Genomic DNA, 22426 nt, shown 5'->3' with positions numbered 1-22426 from the left:
ACGGAGAGCGACTGCTATCCATCCTGTCGTCCCAACGCTCGGTCGCTCATATCGCTCGGCGTCCGAAGTTTCGGTTGCGAAACGGGCGACCGGCGTTGTCGCTACTCGTCCGCTCGCCTCGAGCGACGCGTCACTCGTCGGGCAGTTCGTTGATGATGACGACGGCTTCGCCGTCGATGACCGTCTCATCGTCCTCGTCGACGACCGCGGTGTGCAGCCGGTAGCGATCGCCGCCGAGATCCTCGACGATCTCACACTCGGCGGTGGCTGTCTCGCCGATTCGGACCGGCCCTGCGAACTCGAGGTCCTGCGAGAGGTAGACGGTTACCCCGGGCAGGCGGGCCAGCGCGGCGCTGATGGTGCCGGCCACGAGCGTCCCGTGGGCGATCCGGCCACCGAACTGGGTGGCTTCGGCGAACTCGGGCTCGAGGTGGAGCCGGTTCGTATCGCCGGAAACCTGTGCGAACGCCGTGACGTCGGCGTCCATAATCGGTTTCGTGAATCGGACGTAGTCGCCGACGCCGAGGGTATCGAAGTCGTCGGTCGACCGTTCCATGACCCAGTTCTCGTCGCCGAACGCGACCTCGACGGCCGGCGTCGATGTCGTCGTGTCCACGTCCGGTTGGGTGGCGGATGCCTCGCTCGGACGTGTCAACCCCATCGCGGCGAGGAAGACGTTGTTGGCCTCGACGTAGCTGTTGAAGACGTGTCTCGAGATATTGGCCCACTGCTCAGTTGCTGGAGCGGAGTCGACGCTGTCGGTGTCCGTACAGTGACTACTCATTGATCTGGTTCTGGGTCGGAGTGTCATTCGAGTGACCTGCCGATGCCGCAAGTGCGTACCACGGTCGCTGCCTTCGTGGTATCGCCAAATCATGTTGGGCCGCCAACCGTGACTCTCGTGAGCGTTGATGGGCGACTCCGGACAGCGATCGGCGTCGACTGCGACTGACGGTATCCCTGTGCGAGCGACTCACCGGAGCGGTCCGGCGAATCGGTTTCGAGAGGGAGCGACCGCCTACGCAGCGGGGAGGTCCTCGAGAAAGTCGGTCGCCGCCGCGTTGAACGCTCGCGGCCGATCCTGATTGACCAGGTGTCCCGACTCCGCGAGCTCGAGTTGCGTGCCGTCGGCGACGGCCGAGGCGATCTGTCGACCCTGTCGCTTGACCAGCGGAGCCTCTTGCTCGCCGTGGACGACGAGCGTCGGCGTTTCGATGCCGGATAGCTCGGGCGGATCGTACCGGTAGAGCGCGTCGAAGATCTTCCGGAACTCGGCCGACGGGATGTCGCCGACGTCATCGATCGCGTCGGCCCTGGTCTCGGGGTCGACCGACAGCCATCGCTCACCGGTCGTCGCCTGGATCGAATACAGCATCGAGCGGAAGGTCCCCGCCGACCCCGAGACCGACAGCGACGTGGCCAGCGCGGGCATCGGCGACCAGAACGATTTCACTCCCGACGGCATTTCTACGGGTGGCATCGACCGTACTGCTCCGCCCAGAATCGCGCCCGCCGCGTCGTCGGAATGGCGATCCAGATACTCCTGAACGACCATCGACCCCAGCGAGAGCCCACAGAGGATTGGCCGTTCGATCTCGAGTCGCGAGAGCAGTGCCTCGAGGTCGTCGGTGAAGAGGTCGATCGAGTACTCATCGGGCTCCGTCACGCCGGTGTTGCCGTGGCCCCGCACGTCGAGCGTGACGACCCGATAGTCGTCGGCGAAGTGTTCGATCTGTGGCTCCCAGGTCGTCCCGTCCATCCAGCCGCCGTGGACAAACACGAGCGGCGGCCCGTCACCGGTCGTCTCGTACCAGATGGTCCCGTCGTCGAGTTCGAGTTCTGCCATACACCGACTGGGGGCCGCTCGCTCTTAGAACGCCGGGTTGCATGCGACGCTCCGAGTGTCGGTCAAAACGGATTGCTGGTTCGTTCTCACTGCTGTCGCTCGAGGGATCCTCTCGAGAACTGCGCTATCGCTCCGTCTCGTCGGCCGCACGCTCGGCGGCCGTTCTGACGGCGTCGGCCGACAGGGTGGCGAGGTCGACCAGTTCGCCGTCGGTTTCGCTCGCGACGAGTGCCGAGAGGCCGGCGCGGGAGTCGTCGCCGGCGTCGACGACGATCACTCGAGTGTCCCCCGCCGCGAGCGCTCGAGCCGCGGTTCGCGTCGCCTCGGTCGGGCTCCCGTCGGCGACGTTCGCTCGCCCGTCGGTGACGAGGACGACGACAGAGGCGTCGGTGTCGGCACGCTCGAGGACGCGTCTCGAGGTCTCGAGGCCGGCCGGCAGCGGCGTCCGATCGCCCGAGGGGAGGTCCTTCAAGTGGCGAGCGGCCAGCGAGACGCTGTCGGTCGGCGGGAGCAAGACGTCGGCGTCCTCGCCGGCGAAGGCGACGAACGAGACCTGATCCCGGTGTTCGTAACTGTCGCGCAATAGCTCGAGGACGACGCCTTTCGCGGTTCGCATCGCCGGCCGCATCGACGCGCTGGCGTCGACGGCGAAGACGATCGTCACCGACGTCTCGCCGGTGCGGACGAACTGCCGGAGGTCCCGCTCCTCGATGCGGGACTCGCCCCGGGACGCGGCCGATCGGACCGACGCCGCGGCGTCGATCGCCCCCTCGCCCGAGGCGGGCTCGGTGCGGACCCGAGCGCCCCGGTTGTCCGTACTCGGTGCCGTGCTCGCCCGCGACCCCGTCGCCGTCGCGCTCCCGCCGCGTTCGGCCGTCGGCGTCTCGAGGTCCGGTGCCCGCGCCTCGCCGACGCCGGCCCGCTGCTGGCCGGGGACCAGTGGCTGGGCGGTTTCGTCGTCCCCATCGTCCCCGCCGTCCTCGGACGACTCGTCCGATTCCGAATCTTGTTCGCTCGAATCGTCGTCCGACTCGCCGTCACCGGCTTCAGCGGGCGACTGGTTCGCCGACGCCGGTCGCTCGCCGTCGTCGGGTCGCCGTTCGGGACTCGAGTCCTCACCGGTTCCGGACTCGTCGCCGTCGGAACCCTCCTCGTCGCTCTCGCCGTCGCCGTCCGCGCCGCCGTCGCCCTCGCCGCCGTCTCCGCGTTCGTCCCCGTCGCCGGGTTCCGATTCAGTTTCCTCGTCCGTGCCGTCCGCTCCGTCCTCGCTGTCACCGTCGTCCGCGTCGCTCTCGCTGTCACCCTCTCCCTCGTCCGGCGACCCCTCGTCGAATCGGTCCTCGAGCAGGTCGTCGAGCTCCGGTTCGTCCTCGAAGGGGGTGCTCCGGAGGCGGTGAGGGAGCGCGTACGTCGCGGCCTCGTGGATATCGGGCTCGATGACGGTCTCTCGGCCCTCGAGCGCGGCCAGCGTCATGGCGGTTCGAGCCGTCGCCACGTCACCGCGGTGGCCGTCGACGCCGGCCTCGAGGCAGAGTTCGGCGATCTCCGCTTTGAAATCGGGCGGGAGATCGACGCTCGAAAGGCGATCGCGGGCCGCGGCGAGGTCGTCGCGCAGCGTCTCGACCTCGTCGGCGTACTCCGTTCGCGGACCGGGAGCGCCGCCAGCGCCGCCGTCGGCCTCGAGCGCGCGGTCGATGATTTCGACGCGGTCATCGATCTCCCGACAGCCCTCGACGGTGGTCTGGAGGGCGAATCGATCCCGCAGTTGGGGCCGCAGCTCCCCCTCCTCGGGGTTCATCGTGCCGATCAGGGTAAAGCTCGCGGGGTGAGAGACGCTGATACCGTCTCGCTCGACGGTGTTGACGCCGCTCGCGGCGGAGTCGAGGATCACGTCGACGAGGTGGTCGTCCAGCAGGTTGACCTCGTCGACGTAGAGGATGCCGCGGTTCGCGCGAGCCAGCAGCCCGGGATCGAAATCCGCCTCGCCCGCCAGCGCGTCTTCGACCGAGAGGGTGCCGACGACGCGGTCTCGAGTCGCGCCCAGCGGGAGGGTGACGAGCGGGACCGGTCGCGTCTCGATCGGTAGGTCGTTGGAGTCGCGTTCGCGGCACTCATCGCACTGCAGATCGGGGTCGTCGGGCGAACAGCCGTACGGACAGTCGGTGACGGCCCGCTGCTCGGGGAGGAGATCCACGAGCGCTCGAACGGCGGTCGACTTCGCGGTTCCCTTCTCGCCGACGATCAGGGCCCCGTCGAGGCCGTCGTTGGCCGCGACAGTCAGCAGCACGCGTTTCAGATCGTCCTGTCCGACGATCGCCGGAAAGGGGAGTGACGACAGCTTTTTGCCCCCGGCGTTTGCAACCATACTTGCGCTAATACAACAGAGGTTTAAAAACACGATGGCACGGATCGGGATCTACACTGCGACGGAGAACGAACTCGGCTCGATCGGCCGGGCCGCACAGCGCCTCGAGGGGGTCGAGCTGGTCGTCCGGTCGGAGAGCGACCTCGACGAGGAGGCCGACGTCGAGGAGTTCGTCGAGGAATTGCGCGACGCCGCGGCGGCCGTCTTCTGGCTGCACGGGGCCGAAGACAGCATGCCGGGCTACGATTACGCGACGGGCGCCCTCGAGGAGGCGGGCGTCCCGCTGATCGTCAAGGCGACCGGCGACGCTTTCGCCGTCGAGGACACGACGGTTTCGGCGGCCCACCGAGACCGTGTCTACGACTACCTCGAGAAGGGTGGGACGATCAACACCGCAAACCTGTGTCGGTTCCTCGCCGCCGAGTACGAGGGTCGCGACGTCGAATACGACGAGCCGACGGAACTCCCCACCGAGGGCGTCTACCACCCGGATCATCCGGGGATCGAGTACGAGGACCTGCTCGCGACGCACGATCCCGAGAAGCCGACCGTCGCGGTCTGGTTCTACGAGTCCCATTGGACCCACGAGAACACCCGGTACGTGGACGCGCAGGTCCGGGCACTCGAGGAACAGGGTGCCAACGCCCTGCCGATTTTCTGTAACCCGGCGACCGATACGGACGAACAGGAAGACGCCGAGTGGGTGACGGACAACTGGCTGATCGACGGCGAGGCGTCGGAGACGCCTCGAGAAGGCGGTGGAACCGTCGACGGACAGTCCACCGTCGACGCCGTGCTCTCCTCGTTCATGTTCTCCCTCTCGATGGACGAGCGCGGCCGCAGCGCCGACGACGAAGGGAGTTCCGCGGAGGATGTCTTCCTCGATCGTCTCGGGGTTCCCGTTCTGCAGACGGTCACCACGATGCGCTCGCGCTCGCGGTACGAATCCAGCGACACGGGCGTGATGGGCTTCGAACTCGCCCTCTCCGTGGCGCTGCCGGAGTTCGACGGGAACGTGATCACGCACCCCATCTCGGGGAAGGAGCGCACCGACGACGAGGCCGGGATCGGCTCCGCGCCGAAACATCACTTCCCGATCGAGGACCGGATCGATCACGCGACGCGGCTCGCGGTCAACTGGGCCGAGTTACGGCATACGCCCAACGAGGACAAACAGGTCGCCGTCGTCCTCCACAACTACCCGCCGAGCGACGACGGGATCGGGACCGCGTTCGGCCTCGATTCGCCGGAGTCGACGGTCAATCTACTCGAGGAACTAGATGAGCGTGGGTACGACCTCGGCGATGAAATGCCCGACAGCGGGCAGTCGCTGGTGGAGAAGCTGACCGCACAGCTCACGCTCGAGGACCGCTGGGTCGCACCGGAGGACGTCCGCGACCTCTCGGTCGACGTCGTTTCACCGGACACGTACGAGCAGTGGTTCGCCGACGCCGACGAGCGCTTTCAGGAGAATATCGTCGAAGAGTGGGGCGAGGTCCCCGACCGCCCGTTCGCGATTCCGGGCGTCGAGTTCGGGAACGTGCTGGTCACCGTCCAGCCCCCGCGCGGGTTCGGGATGGATCCCTCGAAGGTCTACCACGACTCGAACCTGCAGCCCCCACACGACTACTACGCCTTCTACGGCTGGCTGCGCAACAGCTTCGAGACCGACGCGGTCGTCCATCTGGGGACCCATGGCAGCCTCGAGTGGCTCCCGGGCAAGACCGTCGGTCTGAACGGCGAGAGCGCACCGGATCAGCTGATCGACGACATCCCGAACGTCTACCCGTACATCGTCAATAACCCCGGCGAGGGGACCCAGGCCAAGCGCCGCTCCTACGCCGCGATCGTCGACTATCTGACGCCCGTCATGCGGAACGCGGGCACCTACGACGAGTTATCCGAACTCGAGGAACTCGCCAACCAGTACCGCGAGGCCGGGATGGAGGACGCCCGCGCCGACGACGGCCAGCACCTCGAGGACCTCATGCGCGAGAAAGTCGAGGAACTCGACCTCGCCGTCGAGTTGGGTATTACCGGGACGATCGACGAGAAGGCCGACGTTCGCGGGCCCGACGAGGCCGGCTCGAGCCTCGCTGAAGGCGACGTGTCGGGCGATGAGGTCGACATCGACGAACTGGTCGAACGAATCCACGAATACCTCACGGACGTGAAGACGACGCAGATCCGGCTCGGGCTGCATACGATGTCAGAACCGCCGGAGGATGAACGTCTCACCGAGTATCTGGTCGCCCTGACGCGACTCGAGAACCCCGGCGCACCGAGCCTTCGCGAGAGCGTCGCCGGTGCGCTCGGCGTCGAGTATCAGACGATGCTCGACTCGCCCGGCGAGTACGCCGAGGATCTCGGGATGACCTACGCCGAGGCCGCGGACGTCGTCTACGAGACCAGCGTCGACCTGATCGAAACGCTCGCGGAACACGACTTCGACATCCCGGTCTCGGGGCGCGAGGCCGATCCAGAGGACGAGGTGAACGTCAATCTCCTGATCGTCGACCTCGAGACGATCGGCGACGGACGCGCGAAGTCGGGGGCCCACAACGACCTGCGGAAGGCCCTCGCCTACATCTGCGAGGAGGCCCAGCCCCGCGTACAGGGGGCCGAAGACGAGATCCCCAGAACCGCGGACGCCCTCTCGGGCGAGTACGTGCAGCCGGGGGGCTCCGGCGCGCCGACCCGTGGTGGCGTCGACCTGCTGCCGACCGCGCGGAACTTCTACACGCTCGACCCGCGCAAGGTGCCGGCCAAGGCAGCCTGGCAGGTCGGGAGCGAAGTCGCGGAAGGGGTGCTCGAGCGCCACCACGGCGAAAACGACGAGTACCCCGAGGAGATCGGCGTGGTCGCCTGGGGAACGCCGACCGTTCGCACTCGCGGCGAGACCATCGCCCAGGTGCTGGCCATGATGGGCGTCGAACCGCAGTGGACCGACGCCGGGCGGATCGACGATGTCGAACCGATCCCGCTCGAGGAACTGGACCGACCCCGCGTCGACGTGACGACGCGCGTCTCCGGCCTCTTTCGGGATGCGTTCCCGGCCGCGGCGGGCGTCATCCACGACGCCGTCGACGCCGTGGTCGACCTCGACGAGCCCCTCGAGATGAACTACGTCAAAAAGCACGTCGAGGAGGAGGCCGAAGAACTGCAGGACCAGGAGGACCTCGACGAATCAGATGCACGAAAAGCGGCGAAGCACCGCGTGTTCACGACTCGGCCCGGCGGCTACGGTGCCGGGACGAACAAGGCCGTCGACGAGGGAAACTGGGACGACCGCTCGGACCTCGCCGAGGTGTACGTCCAGTGGGGCGGCTACGCGATGGGCTCGCGCGGTCGGGTTTCCGACGCCCACGCGTCCTTCGAGCGTCGCCTCTCGAGCGTCGACGCGACGGTCAAGATCGAGGACACGATGGAGCAAGACGAGTTCGACTCCTCGGACTGGTACGCCTTCCACGGCGGCTTCATCTCCGCCGTGAGCGAGATTTCCGGCGAGGAGCCCGCCTCCTACGTCGGCGACTCCTCGGACCCGGACAACGTCGACGTCTACACGAACGAGGAAAAGGTCCGCAAGGCGATGCGCTCGCGCGTGCTCAACCCCGACTGGCTCGAGTCCATGGAGGAACACGGCTACAAGGGCGCGGGCGACCTCTCGACGACGGTCGATGTGACGCTGGGCTGGGACGCGACAACCGGCGTCGTCTCGGACACGCTGTGGGAGGAGGTCGCCGAGAAGTTCGCCTTCGACGAGGATCGCCAGGAGTGGATGCGCGACGTGAACCCGTGGGCGCTCGAGTCCATTACGGACACCCTTCTCGAGGCCATCGAGCGTGACCTCTGGGACGCCGACGACGAGACGATCGATCGGCTTCGAGACCTGAACCTCGAGGTGGAAGGCGACCTCGAGGCGCGGACGACAAACGAGGGCGTCGGTGCGGAGGTGTCGACCGATGACTGACGGCGAGCGCGAACGCGTTCGGCCGACTGACGATACCCGCGGCACGCAGAGTGATTCCCGATGAGTGACCAGCAACAGGAGTTCGAAAACGAGTACGCCGATCTGGGTGCAACGACGCAGAACGCGATGGACATCGCGGAGACGAGCATGGACATCGTCCGGCAGTTCGTGCCGGACGAGACGCTGGCCGACCGAATCCGACAGAAGTCGGTTCACTCGATGGGCGACATCGAGTTTCAGCACTTGATCGAGTTCACCGGCAGCGACGAACTCGGCGACGACGAGGACGCGCCAGTCCGGGCCGGCGCTCGAGCCGTGCTCGACGAGGCGACCATCGTCACCGACATCACGATGTCGAAGGCCGGCATCACCGGTCGCGGCCACAACTGCGAGAAGCGGAAAGCGATCGGGAACGGTGCGGAACTGGCGAAGGAGACCGGAATGACCCGGACCGCGGCCTCGGTGCTCGAGCTCGATAAGCAGGGCGTCTACGACGGCGCGATCGCGACGATCGGCAACGCGCCGACGGCCGCCTTCGCGCTGGCGGACTGCATCGAGGACGGTACTCGACCGGCCGCCATCGTCGCGACCCCCGTCGGCTTCGTCAAGGCAGAAGAGAGTCGCCAGCGCATCCGCGAAGTCAGCGAAGAATACGATGTGCCGGCGATCACCAACGTCGGCCGCCGCGGCGGCAGCGGACTGGCGGCGGCGCTGACGAACGAACTGATTCACGTCGCGAAAGACGTCCGGACCGACGAAATCGACCTCGAGCTCGACGCCGAAACGCGAGCCGCGGACGGCCGGAACCGATGAGCGGCGAGTACGATCTCGATGCTGGCCCGGATCCGGCGACGTTTGCGGCGGGAGCGACGGAGTCAGATATCGACGAAGCGGCCGACGACCCGGTCTACGCCGTCGGCGTCGGCCCTGGCAATCAGGAGTATCTCACCCCCCGCGGCGAGCGCGCGATCCGCGAGGCCGACGTCGTCGTCGGCTTCGCGACCGTCGTCGAGTTCGTTGAGGAACTGACCGACGCCGACCTGCTGACCTGCGGGTACAAGGACGAGGCCGAAGCCCTCGAGGCGTTCGGCGAGCGCGTCGCCGCCGGCGAGTCGGGGACCGCGGTCGCGATGGGCGATCCGAACCACTCGGGCTACCAGTTCGTCGGGAAGGTCCAGGACGCCGTGGAACGCAGTTCCACGAGCCCTGACTCGCAAGCTCGTCAGGATACGGTGGAACGCCACGATTCCGAAATTTCGGTTCGCGTCATTCCCGGTATCTCCTCGATCCAGATGGCCGCCAGCCGCGCCCGGACGCCGATGGAGGACACCGAGTTCGTCACGCTGCACAAGAGCGGCGACCTCGAGGCGGACATGGACCGACTCGCCGCCGCAGCGACGGTCGACGACCGGCACCTGCTCGTGCTCCCCCGGCCGTACGACCGGATGCCCGGCGATATCGCGAAATTTCTGCTCGAGGAGGGTGCTGAGCCCGACCTCGAGGCGCTGGTGCTCGAGAAGCTGACCCACGAGGGCGAACAGATCCACCGGTTCACGCTCGGTGAACTGGCAGAACACGCCGGGGGGAACGGGAAAGACGACACGCCGTTTTCGGATCTGGTTGTGCTCGCGGTGCGACAGCCGGTATAACGGTCGCGTCGTCGTCTCGCCGCGGTCCGGTTCGAGACGGCCCCGTTCTCGAGCGCCGGGCGACCGTCAGTCGGCAACCCAGTAGTACAGTTCCTCCCGCGGTGCGGCGCACCCGGGACACGCCTCCGGCAGCTCCCCCTCGAGCCGTCCCATCTCGCCGCAGGACCGACAGCGCCACATGGTGCTCCCGCGGCTCTCGGGCTCCTGGGCCTCGCCGATCGGGATCTCGGTCTCGTCTTTGTTACGCAGTTCGTCCGCGTTCGACGGGTGGTCGGTTTCGGGCTGCATCACGATCGTTCGTACACACCATGGTATGTTAAATCATACCGTGGAGAGGGCTAGACATCGCTCGAGGTCGGAACTCAGAGACGACCTGTGGCATCGAAAAATCGACTGTGAACGGTTCTATTCGTCTCCTTCGTACTCGCGCAGTACCGACGAGACGGTGTTCGACACTTCCTCGAGCGCGACGGCGTTGGTCTTCCTGAGAGTATCGTCGTCCTGTGCCTGACCCAGGTGACGAAGCGCCTCGCGGAGGTGCCGTTCGGTGTCGGTTCCGTTTGCTTCACTCATAGTTTGAGGGGGCGGTCGTAACCGATTCGAGCGGTTAAGTTCGTCGGTGGTCCGAAAACAGTCGCCAAAACGACGTTTTGTAACCCGATTTCCAAAACACGACTTTTGTGCCTGATATGATAGTATGTCGCTTGGAGCGAGTGTCGCTGGCCATCTGTCCGGGGCCCCATCCGATCAGTGCGGATCGTCGCTGCGATGAGCGGTGATCTGACCGGTCGGTGCCACCGATGGATTCAAGTTTAGTTGTTCTAATACAAACGTATTGATGAACGGCCTCGAGACGACAACCCGATACGAACGGATCACCGGAGCGGCGGAGCGGATCCCGGGACGCGGACCATGAAGGGGTTCGTCCTCGGCGGCGTCAGCTCCGGCGTCGGGAAGACGGTCGCGACGCTGTCGATCGTGCAGGCCCTCGAGGACGCCGGCCACGAGGTCCAGCCCGCCAAAGCGGGGCCGGACTTCATCGATCCGAGCCATCACGAAGCGATCGCGGGGCGTCCCTCCCGCACGCTCGATCGCTGGCTCGAGGGCGCGGACGGTCTCCGTCGGAACTACCGGCGCGGCGAGGGCGACGTCTGCGTCGTCGAGGGAGTCATGGGGCTCTACGACGGCGACGGCTCGAGTACTGCGATGGTCGCCGAAGCGCTCGATCTCCCCGTCGTCCTCGTGGTCGACGCGAAGGCGGGCATGGAGAGCGTCGCGGCGACCGCACTGGGATTCCGCGAATACGCCGAGACGATCGGGCGGGACATCGAGGTCGCCGGCGTCGTCGCCCAGCGCGCCCACGGCGGTCGCCACGAACAGGGGATCCGCGACGCGCTGCCAGACGACATGGAGTTCTTCGGTCGAATTCCGCCGAACGACGACCTCGGGATTCCCGACCGACATCTGGGCCTCGAGATGGGGGCAGAGGCCGCGCTGCCGCGAGACGCGCTGCGGGAGGCCGCCGAATCGCTCGCGGCCGAGCGGCTGGCGGACGTCGCGAGGGAGCCGCCCGCTCCCGAGTCACCGTCGCCGAGCGTCGCGAGCGCGGAATCGGTCGACGCCACGATCGCCGTCGCCAGCGACGCCGCGTTTTGCTTCCGGTATCCCGCGACGATCGAGCGGTTCCGCGAGCGGGCCGAACTGGTCACGTTCTCGCCAGTCGCGGGTGACGCCGTCCCGGACGCGGATGCCGTCTATCTTCCCGGCGGCTATCCCGAACTCCACGCCGCGGAACTCGAGTCGGCGGGCACCCTCTCGGAGCTCGGTGACCTCGCGGCTGATGGGATGCCGGTACTCGGCGAGTGCGGCGGCCTGATGGCGATGAGCCAGTCGCTGACGACGGTCGACGGCGAACGGAGCGAGATGGCCGGCATTCTCCCTGCAGACGTCACCATGCACGACCGCTATCAGGCGCTCGATCACGTCGAACTCGAGGCCACCGGCGGAACGCTGACCGCACACGCCGGGGAGACGATACGGGGCCACGAGTTCCACTACTCGAGCGCCGCGGTCGACGGCGATGCCAGCTTCGCCTTCGAGACGGTTCGTGGCGACGGCATTGACGGCGACCACGATGGATTGACCGAGTACGAGTCGCTGGGAACCTACGTTCACGTCCATCCCGAGAGCGGGGCGTTCGATCGGTTCCTCGAGCGCGTCTCAACGAACTGAGCGTGTTCGCGGTCGACTCGGGGGCAGGAACCGTGGCTTGTAATAAACTATATATGTGCCATCGAACTACGATGTCGCATGCAACATCACAGTTCCGGAGATCGATCGACCGACCGGAACGAATCGGCGGGTGCCGCCATCGGGTTAGCGCTTCCCGTACGGGATCCTGGGCTTTTCAAACACAGTGCCGGCCCGCACGTTCTCAATTTCCTCAGCGATAACCCCGACATCGACGTTTCGGTTCGCCAACTCGCGACGGTGACGCCGGTGAGCGAGCGCGCGACGCGGGACGCGGTCGACGCACTCGAGGCCAACGACCTCGTCGAAACGTTTCACGAGGGAAATGCGCGGCGGGTCCACATCAACCGGACGCGACTCGACCGGCCGAACGACCCGATACGCAGCGTCCCACAGACCCGATTTCAGACGCCCGTTCGCGTCGCACAACAGTACATCGACGATGAACTCGACCGCGTCGAAGGGATCGTACTGTTCGGGAGCGTCGCCCGCGGGGAGGCCGACCGGCAGTCGGATATCGACCTCTGGATACTCGTCGACGGGGACCACCTGCAACGGCGACACGAAGCGAACAAACTCGCGAACCGTCTCGCTGATCTCCGGATCCCGCCGACCGTCGCGGCCGCGGACGCGACGGCTGCTGACTTCGATTCCAACTGGGGAGAGATCAAAACCCGACTCGAGGCTGAGGACCAGCAATGGGCGTCAGCAGAGCGGTATTCCTTCGAGATGGTCGTCGAAACACCCCAATCGATTATCGGTCAATCGGACCGGGTCGACGCCGAGAAACTGTTCGGTGAAGGCATCACGCTCCGATCCACGGAAACGCTCGAGCGGGTCAAACTGGAGGTACTCGCCGATGAGTGACCCCATCGAACTACTGGAGCGAATCGACGCGGCCGCGGACGCCTTCGGACACGCCCACGGTCGGCCGACGTTCGAACCGGAACTAAACGCGGCTCCCGACGCCGACGACGGTGAAGTCCAGACCCAGAAAGCGTGTCGCCTTCTCGAACTGACGAACCGAATCGACGACGTCGGTGACTACTACGGAGCTATTCTGGAGCATTCGTTTATCATTATCGAGCATACGTTTCAGGGATATCTACTAGCGGTGACCGGAACCGATGTGAACGAACTGCGGAATCACACGTCGCCGTACGAGTTCGCGAAAGGGCAGGTCCCGCTCGAAGACGAAACGATCGATTCGCTGAAAGCGCTGTACGACGCTCGTCGGACCGAACACTACTACGGAACGACCGTGACGACGGAGGCACAAGTGCGTACGATGCGATCGGTGGCAGCGACCGTTCACGAACGTGTCGTTACGTTCGACCACGACATCGAGCAGTTCTGTCTCTGTTCGTCGCTCGAGTAATCCATCGAGTCCTTGAGCCCCCGTTCACGAAATCTGAAACGAGGGTCAAATCATTAACACGACCCTCGACGTGGGTACCCGTATGGCCGAAACGATGCAGCGCCTCGAGCCCCTGGAGCGCCGTCCACTGACCGACCGAACCTGTCTCGTCACCGGGTCCTCACGGGGGATCGGTCGCGAGATCGCGTTCGAATTCGCCCGTAGTGGGGCCGATGTGGCAGTGAACTATCGATCGGCTGAGGACCGCGCGCTGGAGGTAACGGAGACGATCGAAGCCAACGGCGAGACGTCCGTCCCCGTGCAGGCGGACATCTCCGAACCGCAGGAGGTCGAACGGATGGCCGAGACGATTCACGAGGAACTGGGCGAGATCGACGTCCTCGTCAACAACGCGGGGATCACGATCGACCGCACGTTCGAGGACATGACCTACGAGGACTGGCAAACCGTTATCGACGTCAACCTCAACGGGACGTTCAACTGCACGAAAGCGTTCTACGAGGACATCAAGACCTCCGATCACGGCCGACTGATCAACATCTCGAGCGTCGTCGGCCAGCAGGGCAACTACGGACAGGCCAACTATGCGACCTCGAAGGGGGGCCTGTTCGCCTTTACCCGGACGCTAGCCCTCGAGTTGGCCAGCCACGGCTCCACGGCGAACTGCGTCGCACCGGGTTTCACGGAGACGGACATGCTCGAGAAGGTTCCCGAGCGAGTCCAGGAGAAGATCCGGGAAGATATTCCGCTGGGCCGGTTCGCAACGACCGAGGACATCGTCGGGATGGTCCGGTTCCTCGTCGGCGATCAGGCGGAGTACATGACCGGGCAGGTCCTCGGGATCAACGGTGGCATGGAGTGGTAGCGATACGGTTGGCGGAATTCGAACTGTCGTAGCCACAGAACGTCACTACTGTGGTGGTGTGTCGGCCCGAGAAACGTCCAGTGGTTTCCGTTTCTACTTCGCTTCAGCAGTTCTCGACCGTGTTTTTCGCCCGAGACGAACGGTTGATCCGGGCATCAAACGCAATTGTTCTACTCCAAGTGCACATTGACAATTGCAGTTGTTTTACTCCAAACAAAATTGTTTTAGGGGCGGCCTCTGTTCCACCTGATGATGCCACCCATCGCGCTGCCACACGACGCGAAGGCCGGACCGACTAAGTCGGAGGTCCGCGCTGTCGTCGGCTCGAAGCTCGCGCTCGAGCCGGACGACCACTTCGCGGAGGTCGGCTCCTGTACGGGGGCCGTCACGATCGAAGCCGCACAGCGAGCCGGGCGAGTGACTGCCCTCGAGCGGAAACCCGAGCGACTCGAGACGACCGAGAAGAACCTCGCCGCGAACGAGGAGTCGGTCCGCGCCGACGTCGAACTGCGAAACGCGGAAGCGCCTGAGGGGCTGCCCGACGACGCCGACGCGCTCTTTCTCGGCGGAAGCCGCAACTTCGAGGAAGTGCTCGATCACGCCGTCGAGACCGAAACCGATCGCGTGATCATGAACGTGTCGCGACTCGAGGTCGCCGGCAAAGCGACCGAAGCCTTCCGAGAGCGGGACTTGCTCGAGGAGGTCGTCCAGTTTCAGGTGAGCCACGGCTACGAACTCGCCGGCGCGACGAGTTTCAACTCGGATAACCCGGTGTACATGCTGGTCGGGAGCGCGACACCCGACGGAGAGACTGACGGCGACGACGGCGAGAAAGTCGTCGCGGACGGAAGCGGCGGTGAGCGATTCGCTGAATCGCGATCCTCGTCGGAGCAGCGCTCCGGCGTAGGTCGAATCGCTACAGGCGATTCGAAAGCGCGAGGTGCCGAGCGATGACGCTCTACGGCGTCGGACTCGGCCCCGGCGAGGCCGACCTCGTCACGGTTCGCGGGAAGGAGGTCCTCGAGGAGTGTGACGTGGTGTACTCGCCGGGCCGCTTATCGCGGACGGTCGCGCTGAACCACGTCGACGAGTCGAAGATCGGGGACCTCGATTTCCCGATGACGAAAGACGAAGAGAAGTTGCGAACGGCGTGGAAGGCGGCCGCGGCGGAGATCGCCCCGAACGCCCGCGACGGTGACGTCGCCTTCGTGACGCTTGGCGATCCCAACGTCTACTCGACGTTTGGTCACCTGCGCCGGACGATCGACGCCTTTCACCCGGACGTCGAGTTGGAGATCGTCCCCGGCGTGAGCGCGGTGACGGCCTTCGCGACCGCGATGGGGGTCGAGATCGAGGCCGGTGCGGGGCTCTCTTTGCGAGAAGCTGCAAGCGGGGCGAGTCCGACCGGTCCGGATCGAATGATCCTGTTCAAGGTCACCGACGCGCCGGCGACTCACGAGGGCCTCCTCGAGGCCGGCTACGACGTCACCTACGGCCGTCGGCTGTTCATGGAGCAAGGCGAGACCCTGGTGACGGACGATCCTGGAGAAATCGACGAGCGCGATTACTATACGTTGGCGTACGCCGAGAAGGACGGCCTCGAGGTCGAGCAGGCGACGGCAGCCTTCCAGACCGACGACGAGGGGGGGTCAGACGAAACGACCGCAGACGGTGAGCCGGTGACCGACGGCGGTCGGCTAATCGAGATCGAGCACGCTGAAGGCTGCGAGGGCGGCGACTGTGGCGGACACCGCGGAGGACACCGATGACTGACGAGACACCGAACGACCCGCAGGACGCGATTGACTCGCAAGGCGAAGCCCGCCGCGAGGAACTCGACGACCGGATCTTCGAACACAGCGCCGGCGACGAACAGGAGGGAATTCCCTTCGTCGGTGCCGGCCCCGGCAACCCGCGCTTGCTGACCGTCGCCGGGAAGGAACTGCTCGAGGAAGCCGACCTCGTCGTCCACGCGGGCTCGCTGGTCAACAGCGAACTGTTGGACGAGTACTGTGGCCACGCCGAGTTGGTCAATTCGGTGGGCAAGGACCTCGAGGAACTGATCCCGCTGATGCGGGATGCCTATGAGGAGGGGAAAAACGTGGTGCGACTCCACAGCGGCGATCCAGCCATCTACGGGGCCGCGCTCGAGCAGATGGACGCGCTGGAACACGAGGGCGTCCCGACTCACTTCATCCCGGGCGTCACGTCGGCGTTCGCGGCCAGCGCGACGCTGCGGACCCAACTGACGCTCAACGAAGTGTCGAACCACGTCTCCTTCACCCGGCCGCAGGGGAAGACCCTGACGCCCGAGGAGGACCACATCTCCGACTTCGTCGAGATGGGCGACGTGACGACCTGCATCTACCTCGGGACCCACGCGGTTCGGGACACGATGGATCGGTTGCTCGAGGACGATCACGACCCCGAGACGCCGGTCGCGGTGATCTACCACGCCTCGTGGCCGGACGAGGACGTGATCATCGGCTCGATCGGCGATATTGCCGATAAAGTGGAGGAGGCGGGCTATCGCGCCTCGGCGCTGGTCGTCATCGGCGACGCGGTGACCGGCGCGGGCTACGAGCGCTCCTTCCTCTACGGCGACTGGGCGAACCGCAGTTCTTCGGGAAATGCAGGCGAGACGGAGGCGAGCGATGATTGAGGCGAGTCATTACAACCGCAAACACGATGAAAGCCCCTGCCTCGCTCGACCGGCTGCGGCTCGCTGCGGTCCTCGCTCCGCTGCGGTCCTTACTTCCCCTCGCCGGATCGACCGAGGCAGCCCCTTTCGGTCCCACCCGAGCGGTGGTCCGGTCGGGTCGATCGAACGTGGAACGAACAATTTCGCTATGACAGCAATCGACCAATGAGTTCAGGAACTGAGAACGCGGATACGACGGACGACTCGAGTACGGATTCCGGCGGCGGCCACTGTTCGACGGCGGATTCGGACGGCGAGGTCGCGGAGGAGATCGCGATCGTCTCCTTCGGTCGGAAGATGGACACCGCCGAGGAGATCAAAGCCGAGATCGGCGATCGCTACGAGGCGATCGACATCATCGAGTACCACGGCGACGTCTTCGAGGAGCACTGGGGCGAGTACGACTGCTTCATCGGCCTCATGGCTTCGGGAATCGCGATGCGGAAGACGGCCCACCTGCTCGACGACAAGTGGGAGGACCCCGCGATCTGCGTCGTCGACGAGGAGCTGACGTGGGCCATTCCGATCACGGGCGGCCACCACGGCGCGAACCAGGTCGCACAGGACCTGGCGACGATGGGGGCCGTCCCGGCGATGACCACCGCTTCCGAGGCGGCCGGCAAGCAGGGCGTCGAGTCCCGCGCGAAGGCGATGGACACCCACGTCGTCAACGGCGATTCGACGGTGAAGACGAACCTCGCCGTCCTCGATGAGAACCTCGGTCCCGTGGCTCGGCTCGAGGGCCCGAAAGCCGTCCTCGTCGGCGACGACGTGACCGTCCTGAAGCGCAACATGGACGACGGGATCGTCATCGGCACCGGCAGCGTCTCCGGTGCGAGCACGGAGTCGTTCATCGCCGCGTGGGAGGAAGCCCTCGAGCAGACCGACTACGATCTCTCCGACGTGGAGTTCGTCGGGACTGCGACCCGGAAGGAAGACGAGGAAGGGCTGCTCGAGGCTGCCCAGAAACTCGACCTCGGTGTGGTCGCCTTCGACAAGGAGACGCTGCTCGAGCACGAGGGACCGACCCCCTCGAAGTCGAAGGAGCTGATCGGCTGGCCCGGCGTCTCCGAGGCCTCCGCGATCGCGGGCGGTGCCGAACAGGAACTCGTCCTCGAGAAGATCGGCTACGAGAACGAGGTCACGGTGGCGATCGGTCGATGAGTTCGGACGCTGAGGCCACCGAGATGGACGCGAACGCGGACGCCGCCGGCGGTACCCCCGACGACCACGGCACCCTCTACGTCGTCGGCATCGGCCCCGGCCTGCCCGACCACATGACCAAGCGGGCCAAGGAGGTCATCGAGTCCTCGGAGGTCGTCATCGCCTCGAGCCTCTACCAGGAGTTCCTGCGCGACGACGGAACCCTGCTACCGGAGGAGGCGACGGACGACGATGGCATCGCGATCCGAGACGACGGTTTCGAACAGGAGATCATCCGCTCGACGATGGGCCGCCAGATCGAACTCGCCCGCGCGGCGTTCGAGTACGTCCGCGAAGGGAAGGACGTGGCCCACGTCTCCGGCGGCGATCCGTCGGTCTACGGCAAGTCCGACCTCATCTTCAAAATGGCCGACGAGGACGACGCGACCGATATTCCGATCGAGATCGTCCCCGGCCTGACGGCGGCACTGGGCGGGTCGGCCAACGTCGGCGCGCCGCTGTGCAACGACTTCTGTACGGTCTCGCTGTCGGACAAGTGGCGCGGCTGGGACGAGATCGAGGAGAAACTTCGCGCAGCAGCGATCAGTGACTTCGTGATCGTCCTCTACAACTGCTGGCGGAATTACGAGAAAGCGGTTGACATCGTCCGCGAAGAGCGGACTGACGACGCCGCCGTGGCCATCGTCAACGACGCCGGCCGGGAAGACGCCGGCCGCAACGGCGAGAGCCAGTTCATCACCACCCTCGGCGAGGCCGCCGACCACGACGACAAGGTGTCGGGGATGGGCACCTCGCTGATCATCGGCAACCACGAGACCGAGACCTGGCGCAACGACGACCGAACGTACCTCGTCACCCCGCGCGGCGGGCGTGACGTCGACGACTTCTGAAACAGACGAGACACAATCATGAGTACTGATACCAACGCGGACGCCGAATCGACTTCGAAATGCGGTGCCTCGAGCACGGAGAGCTCCTCCAGCGAGGCGAGTACCGATAGCTCGAGCAGCTGCGGCGCATCGACCAGCACAGACGACTCGAGTGGCTCCACGTGCGGAGCCTCCTCGAGTTCCGGTTCCTCGTCGTCCTCGAGTAGCTGCGGGGCCTCGAGTTCGGACGACGATAGCTCCAACGAGAAGGAGGTCGGCTCGACGGTCGACGACTTCGACGCCGAGCCGGGCCAGCTGAGCGCCGTCGGCCTCGGTCCCGGCCACCCGGAGGGGATGACCGACCGCGCGAAGACGGCGCTGCTCGAGGCCGACCACATCGTCGGCTACACGACCTACATCGACCTCATTCCGGACGAGATCACCGAAGAAGCCGACGAGCTGTACGACACGCCGATGTGCGGCGAAGTGTCGCGAACGGAGGAGGCGATCGATCGCGCGCTGGCGGGCCACGACGTCGCCATCGTCGGCAGCGGCGACCCCAACGTCTACGCGCTGGGCGGCCTCGCACTCGAGATCCTCGAGTCCAAGGGCGCGACGGCGTCGATGGTCGACTTCGAGGCCGTGCCGGGCGTCCCGGCGGCCCAGTCCTGTGCGGCCCGGCTGGGCGCGCCGCTGGTCAACGACACCGTCTCGATCTCGCTGTCGGATCACCTCGTCCCGATGCCCGAGATCGAGTCGCGACTCCACTCCGCGGCCAAGGAATCGTTCACGATCACGATCTACAACCCCTGGAGCCGCAAGCGCCGGGAGAACTTCGAGAAGGCCTGCGAGATCCTGCTGGCGCACCGCGACGCGGACACGCCGGTCGGCATCGTCCACGGCGCCGGCCGCGACGACGAGCAGGTGCTGATCACCGAACTCGGCGAACTCGAGGAACTCGGCGAGAGCGAGATCGTCGACATGACGACGACGATCGTCGTCGGCAACGAGGACACCTACGTCTGGGACGACCGGATGGTGACCCCGCGCGGCTACGAGACGAAGTACGACTACTGAGCGCGATTCGGAGCACATCCACAATGTCACGATACGAAGTTACCATCGAGAAAGACGCCTGCGACGGCATCTTCGCCTGCCTGACCCGCGACCCGCGATTCGTCGAGGGCGAGGACGGCCTCGCGACGATCGACCCCGGCGCGGATCCGGTCTACGACTGCGAGGGCGAGGTCACCGACACCGACGAACGGGTCGTCGCGACGTTCGACGACGACCGCATCGACGAGGCCCAGCAGGCCGCCGCGGCCTGTCCGACGGACGCGATCATCGTCGAGGAGGTGGGCGAATGAGCGACGCGGAATCCGCGACCGAGATCGAGGTCCCGTCGGACCCGCTGGCCGGCCACGCCGCGACGGCGTACTTCTGGGGTCACGTCGCCGGGAGCGGCGACGTTTCGGACGACAGCATCGAGGTCGTCACCAACGACGAGGCGTCCGCGCAGGTGCTTGCTGCGGTCGCGGGCGGCGACCTCGAGCACGACACGACCACTCGCGACTACGCCCACGACACCTCGATCACGCGGACCGAAGACGAGTACACGCTCTCGATCGGCGATGACGGTGACGGAGGTGGAAGCGGCGAGAGCGACGATGCCGGCCTGCTCGGGCGCAGCGGCGCGCTCGGCCTCCCCGTCGACGGCCGCGGGAACTACCGCTTCGGCGCGTTCTCGAGCTACGATCGGGAACTGCTCCGCGGGCTGCTCGAGGGCTGTGGCACCATCTGCTTCAAGTCCTCGAGTGGTACCGTCGGCATCTCGTTCGTCCACGATGACGAGGAGTTGCTCGAGTTTGCCCGTGAGCTGATCGCGGAGTGCCCCATCGATGCTCCGATGGGCGACCTCTCGGAAACCTCGTCGGGCGGCTACTGGTTCGGCGTCGACGACGACGCCGCGCCCGACTTCGGCACGTGGCTCTACGAGAACTGCGAGGAAACCGGCCTGTTCGCGCCGAGTCGCCGCCGCAAACTCGAGAAGAGCCTCGAGCAGGCGTCGGCGTACGACGGCGACGAGACGTAGGACACCACAATCGATGAGCACTCCCGACCAGACCACACCCGCGTCCGCGGCCGGCTTCGACGACGAGGCCGTCCTGCTGATCGGGCACGGCTCCCGGCGCGAGAAGTCGAACGAACAGGTCCGCGAACTGGCCGCCGACCTCGAGTCCCGGCTGGGGATCCCGGTCGACGCCGCGTTCCTCGAGCTCGCGGAGCCGGCGATCGACGAGGCCTTCGCGGGGCTCGAACCCGTCGCGTCGCAGGTTACCGTCGTCCACTGCTCGCTGTTCGCCGCGAGCCACGTCAAGAACGACGTTCCCCTGGCGATCGAACAGGCCCGAGCCGAGCGCGACCTCGAGATCGCCAACGGCGCGCATTTGGGAGTCCATCCCGCAATTCTGGACCTGTTGGACGACCGCGCCGCGGCCGTCGAACGTGAACTGGGCGTCGACCGCGAGGCGGACGACGTCGCCGTCGTCGTCTGCGGCCGCGGCTCGAGCGATCCGGACGCTAACGGCGACGTGCACAAGCTGGCCCGGCTGCTCTACGAGGGCCGCGAGTTCGACCGGGTCGAGGCGTCGTTCATCGGCGTCACCGAACCGACGCTCGAGGAGAGCCTCCACGGACTCTCGAAGCACCGGCCCGACGCGGTCGTCGTCCTGCCCTACATGCTCGGCGACGGCGTTCTCACGCAGCGGGTTCGGGACTGGACGGCGGAGTTCGACGAGGACTATCCGTACGTCGACGCGCTCGCTGGCGACCCGCTCGGAACGGACTCCCGGCTGCTCGACGTCTTCGCCGACCGCTGGGAGGAGGCCCGCACCGACAGCGTCGAGATGTCCTGTGACACGTGCAAGTACAAGGTCGACCTCGAGGGCTACGAGGAGGACGTCGGCGGGGCTCGAGCCATGCTGCGCGCGCTGGCTCATCAGGAGGCTCACGCCGACCGCGAGGACATCGACGACGAACCGCACAGTCACGACGCGCCGGAAAAGCACGTCGCGGTCTGTACCAACCAGACCTGTGCCAAGATGGGGGCGCCGGCGGTCCTCGAGCGCCTGCGCCAGGAAGTCCGGGATTCCGACCACTGTGACGCCCGTATCACCCGCTCCTCGTGTCTCGGACGCTGCGGCGACGGGCCGATGGTCGCGGTGTATCCGGATGGAATCTGGTACGGCGACGTCGAAGACGACGACGCCGAACGGATCGTGGCCGACCACCTCGACCGGGACCGCATCGTCAGCGACCTCGTCGATCAGACACTGTAATCGAACCGACCGACGCGAAATCAACATTTCA

General features: G+C 66.0%; 21 protein-coding genes. 16 read left to right on the top strand and 5 right to left on the bottom strand.

What is annotated here, in order from left to right; genetic code table 11:
* Positions 1 to 130: 130 nt before the first annotated feature.
* The 3 genes from CP556_RS01340 to CP556_RS01330 all read right to left on the bottom strand — a co-directional run bounded on the left by CP556_RS01340 (position 131) and on the right by CP556_RS01330 (position 4211).
* Positions 131 to 784, bottom strand: coding sequence for a MaoC family dehydratase (locus CP556_RS01340; protein ID WP_098723976.1), 654 nt, complete (start codon positions 782 to 784; stop codon positions 131 to 133).
* A gap of 234 nt (positions 785 to 1018) precedes the next feature.
* Positions 1019 to 1846 carry an alpha/beta fold hydrolase gene (locus CP556_RS01335; RefSeq protein ID WP_098723975.1) on the bottom strand — a complete coding sequence of 276 codons (828 nt, stop codon included), beginning with the start codon at positions 1844 to 1846 and terminating at the stop codon, positions 1019 to 1021.
* A gap of 124 nt (positions 1847 to 1970) precedes the next feature.
* Complete coding sequence (locus tag CP556_RS01330; RefSeq protein WP_098723974.1) at positions 1971 to 4211, bottom strand: VWA domain-containing protein; 2241 nt, start codon at positions 4209 to 4211, stop codon at positions 1971 to 1973.
* A gap of 34 nt (positions 4212 to 4245) precedes the next feature.
* Here CP556_RS01330 and cobN point away from each other — a divergent pair, with 34 nt between their 5' ends.
* The 3 genes from cobN to CP556_RS01315 are packed head-to-tail and all read left to right on the top strand — an operon-like array spanning position 4246 to position 9830.
* Positions 4246 to 8181 carry a cobaltochelatase subunit CobN gene (gene cobN, locus CP556_RS01325; protein ID WP_098723973.1) on the top strand — a complete coding sequence of 1312 codons (3936 nt, stop codon included), beginning with the start codon at positions 4246 to 4248 and terminating at the stop codon, positions 8179 to 8181.
* A gap of 60 nt (positions 8182 to 8241) precedes the next feature.
* Complete coding sequence (locus CP556_RS01320; protein WP_098723972.1) at positions 8242 to 8994, top strand: precorrin-8X methylmutase; 753 nt, start codon at positions 8242 to 8244, stop codon at positions 8992 to 8994.
* Positions 8991 to 9830, top strand: coding sequence for a cobalt-precorrin-7 (C(5))-methyltransferase (locus tag CP556_RS01315; protein WP_098723971.1), 840 nt, complete (start codon positions 8991 to 8993; stop codon positions 9828 to 9830). The genes CP556_RS01320 and CP556_RS01315 overlap by 4 nt, the downstream gene beginning before the upstream one ends.
* Positions 9831 to 9896: 66 nt before the next feature.
* Here the strand turns inward: CP556_RS01315 and CP556_RS01310 are convergent, their stop codons facing one another.
* Positions 9897 to 10118, bottom strand: a complete 222-nt coding sequence (locus CP556_RS01310) for a DUF7130 family rubredoxin-like protein (protein ID WP_098723970.1) — start codon at positions 10116 to 10118, stop codon at positions 9897 to 9899.
* A 117-nt stretch (positions 10119 to 10235) separates the two neighbouring features.
* Positions 10236 to 10403, bottom strand: a complete 168-nt coding sequence (locus tag CP556_RS25725; RefSeq protein WP_176548088.1) for a hypothetical protein — start codon at positions 10401 to 10403, stop codon at positions 10236 to 10238.
* A gap of 339 nt (positions 10404 to 10742) precedes the next feature.
* Here CP556_RS25725 and CP556_RS01305 point away from each other — a divergent pair, with 339 nt between their 5' ends.
* The 13 genes from CP556_RS01305 (at position 10743) to CP556_RS01245 (ending at position 22395) form a co-directional block, all read left to right on the top strand.
* Positions 10743 to 12062 carry a cobyrinic acid a,c-diamide synthase gene (locus tag CP556_RS01305; RefSeq protein ID WP_098723969.1) on the top strand — a complete coding sequence of 440 codons (1320 nt, stop codon included), beginning with the start codon at positions 10743 to 10745 and terminating at the stop codon, positions 12060 to 12062.
* Between the two features lie 78 nt (positions 12063 to 12140).
* Positions 12141 to 12947 carry a nucleotidyltransferase domain-containing protein gene (locus CP556_RS01300; RefSeq protein ID WP_098723968.1) on the top strand — a complete coding sequence of 269 codons (807 nt, stop codon included), beginning with the start codon at positions 12141 to 12143 and terminating at the stop codon, positions 12945 to 12947.
* Positions 12940 to 13458, top strand: coding sequence for a DUF8154 family protein (locus tag CP556_RS01295; RefSeq protein ID WP_098723967.1), 519 nt, complete (start codon positions 12940 to 12942; stop codon positions 13456 to 13458). The genes CP556_RS01300 and CP556_RS01295 overlap by 8 nt, the downstream gene beginning before the upstream one ends.
* A gap of 82 nt (positions 13459 to 13540) precedes the next feature.
* The gene (locus CP556_RS01290) at positions 13541 to 14323 is read left to right on the top strand and encodes a beta-ketoacyl-ACP reductase (RefSeq protein WP_098723966.1); all 783 of its coding nucleotides are present in this window, start codon (positions 13541 to 13543) and stop codon (positions 14321 to 14323) included.
* 252 nt (positions 14324 to 14575) lie between these two features.
* Positions 14576 to 15277 carry a precorrin-6Y C5,15-methyltransferase (decarboxylating) subunit CbiT gene (gene cbiT / locus CP556_RS01285; protein WP_098727238.1) on the top strand — a complete coding sequence of 234 codons (702 nt, stop codon included), beginning with the start codon at positions 14576 to 14578 and terminating at the stop codon, positions 15275 to 15277.
* Positions 15274 to 16092 carry a cobalt-factor II C(20)-methyltransferase gene (locus CP556_RS01280; protein ID WP_098723965.1) on the top strand — a complete coding sequence of 273 codons (819 nt, stop codon included), beginning with the start codon at positions 15274 to 15276 and terminating at the stop codon, positions 16090 to 16092. The genes cbiT and CP556_RS01280 overlap by 4 nt, the downstream gene beginning before the upstream one ends.
* On the top strand, positions 16089 to 16985 hold the full coding sequence (locus tag CP556_RS01275) for a cobalt-precorrin-4/precorrin-4 C(11)-methyltransferase (protein ID WP_098723964.1): 897 nt from the start codon (positions 16089 to 16091) through the stop codon (positions 16983 to 16985). Before CP556_RS01280 ends, CP556_RS01275 begins: the two co-directional genes overlap by 4 nt.
* A 204-nt stretch (positions 16986 to 17189) precedes the next feature.
* The gene (cbiG, locus tag CP556_RS01270; protein ID WP_098723963.1) at positions 17190 to 18188 is read left to right on the top strand and encodes a cobalt-precorrin 5A hydrolase; all 999 of its coding nucleotides are present in this window, start codon (positions 17190 to 17192) and stop codon (positions 18186 to 18188) included.
* Positions 18185 to 19078, top strand: a complete 894-nt coding sequence (locus CP556_RS01265) for a precorrin-3B C(17)-methyltransferase (RefSeq protein ID WP_098723962.1) — start codon at positions 18185 to 18187, stop codon at positions 19076 to 19078. The genes cbiG and CP556_RS01265 overlap by 4 nt, the downstream gene beginning before the upstream one ends.
* 18 nt (positions 19079 to 19096) lie before the next feature.
* Entirely contained in the window at positions 19097 to 20134 is a 1038-nt protein-coding gene (gene cobJ / locus CP556_RS01260) for a precorrin-3B C(17)-methyltransferase (protein WP_098723961.1), read from the top strand.
* Positions 20135 to 20157: 23 nt separating this feature from the next.
* Positions 20158 to 20424 carry a ferredoxin gene (locus tag CP556_RS01255; protein WP_098723960.1) on the top strand — a complete coding sequence of 89 codons (267 nt, stop codon included), beginning with the start codon at positions 20158 to 20160 and terminating at the stop codon, positions 20422 to 20424.
* The gene (locus tag CP556_RS01250) at positions 20421 to 21149 is read left to right on the top strand and encodes a cobalamin biosynthesis protein (protein ID WP_098723959.1); all 729 of its coding nucleotides are present in this window, start codon (positions 20421 to 20423) and stop codon (positions 21147 to 21149) included. Before CP556_RS01255 ends, CP556_RS01250 begins: the two co-directional genes overlap by 4 nt.
* 13 nt (positions 21150 to 21162) lie before the next feature.
* Positions 21163 to 22395, top strand: coding sequence for a CbiX/SirB N-terminal domain-containing protein (locus tag CP556_RS01245; protein WP_098723958.1), 1233 nt, complete (start codon positions 21163 to 21165; stop codon positions 22393 to 22395).
* Positions 22396 to 22426: the final 31 nt, after the last annotated feature.

It is taken from the genome of Natrinema sp. CBA1119 (assembly GCF_002572525.1).
GTDB lineage: Archaea > Halobacteriota > Halobacteria > Halobacteriales > Natrialbaceae > Natrinema.
The sequence above is the reverse complement of the archived record's forward strand: the minus strand, read 5'-3'. Positions and strand labels throughout refer to the sequence as shown.

Coding starts and splice junctions, on each gene's coding strand:
- CP556_RS01280 (WP_098723965.1), top strand. CDS start 15,274: ATGACGCTCTACGGCGTCGGACTCGGCCCCGGCGAGGCCGACCTCGTC.
- CP556_RS01305 (WP_098723969.1), top strand. CDS start 10,743: ATGAAGGGGTTCGTCCTCGGCGGCGTCAGCTCCGGCGTCGGGAAGACG.
- CP556_RS01290 (WP_098723966.1), top strand. CDS start 13,541: ATGGCCGAAACGATGCAGCGCCTCGAGCCCCTGGAGCGCCGTCCACTG.
- CP556_RS01265 (WP_098723962.1), top strand. CDS start 18,185: ATGAGTTCGGACGCTGAGGCCACCGAGATGGACGCGAACGCGGACGCC.
- CP556_RS01245 (WP_098723958.1), top strand. CDS start 21,163: ATGAGCACTCCCGACCAGACCACACCCGCGTCCGCGGCCGGCTTCGAC.
- CP556_RS01335 (WP_098723975.1), bottom strand. CDS start 1,846: ATGGCAGAACTCGAACTCGACGACGGGACCATCTGGTACGAGACGACC.
- cbiT (WP_098727238.1), top strand. CDS start 14,576: ATGCCACCCATCGCGCTGCCACACGACGCGAAGGCCGGACCGACTAAG.
- cobN (WP_098723973.1), top strand. CDS start 4,246: ATGGCACGGATCGGGATCTACACTGCGACGGAGAACGAACTCGGCTCG.
- CP556_RS01275 (WP_098723964.1), top strand. CDS start 16,089: ATGACTGACGAGACACCGAACGACCCGCAGGACGCGATTGACTCGCAA.
- CP556_RS25725 (WP_176548088.1), bottom strand. CDS start 10,403: ATGAGTGAAGCAAACGGAACCGACACCGAACGGCACCTCCGCGAGGCG.
- CP556_RS01300 (WP_098723968.1), top strand. CDS start 12,141: ATGCAACATCACAGTTCCGGAGATCGATCGACCGACCGGAACGAATCG.
- CP556_RS01340 (WP_098723976.1), bottom strand. CDS start 784: ATGAGTAGTCACTGTACGGACACCGACAGCGTCGACTCCGCTCCAGCA.
- CP556_RS01315 (WP_098723971.1), top strand. CDS start 8,991: ATGAGCGGCGAGTACGATCTCGATGCTGGCCCGGATCCGGCGACGTTT.
- CP556_RS01295 (WP_098723967.1), top strand. CDS start 12,940: ATGAGTGACCCCATCGAACTACTGGAGCGAATCGACGCGGCCGCGGAC.
- CP556_RS01255 (WP_098723960.1), top strand. CDS start 20,158: ATGTCACGATACGAAGTTACCATCGAGAAAGACGCCTGCGACGGCATC.
- cobJ (WP_098723961.1), top strand. CDS start 19,097: ATGAGTACTGATACCAACGCGGACGCCGAATCGACTTCGAAATGCGGT.
- CP556_RS01310 (WP_098723970.1), bottom strand. CDS start 10,118: ATGCAGCCCGAAACCGACCACCCGTCGAACGCGGACGAACTGCGTAAC.
- cbiG (WP_098723963.1), top strand. CDS start 17,190: ATGAGTTCAGGAACTGAGAACGCGGATACGACGGACGACTCGAGTACG.
- CP556_RS01330 (WP_098723974.1), bottom strand. CDS start 4,211: ATGGTTGCAAACGCCGGGGGCAAAAAGCTGTCGTCACTCCCCTTTCCG.
- CP556_RS01320 (WP_098723972.1), top strand. CDS start 8,242: ATGAGTGACCAGCAACAGGAGTTCGAAAACGAGTACGCCGATCTGGGT.
- CP556_RS01250 (WP_098723959.1), top strand. CDS start 20,421: ATGAGCGACGCGGAATCCGCGACCGAGATCGAGGTCCCGTCGGACCCG.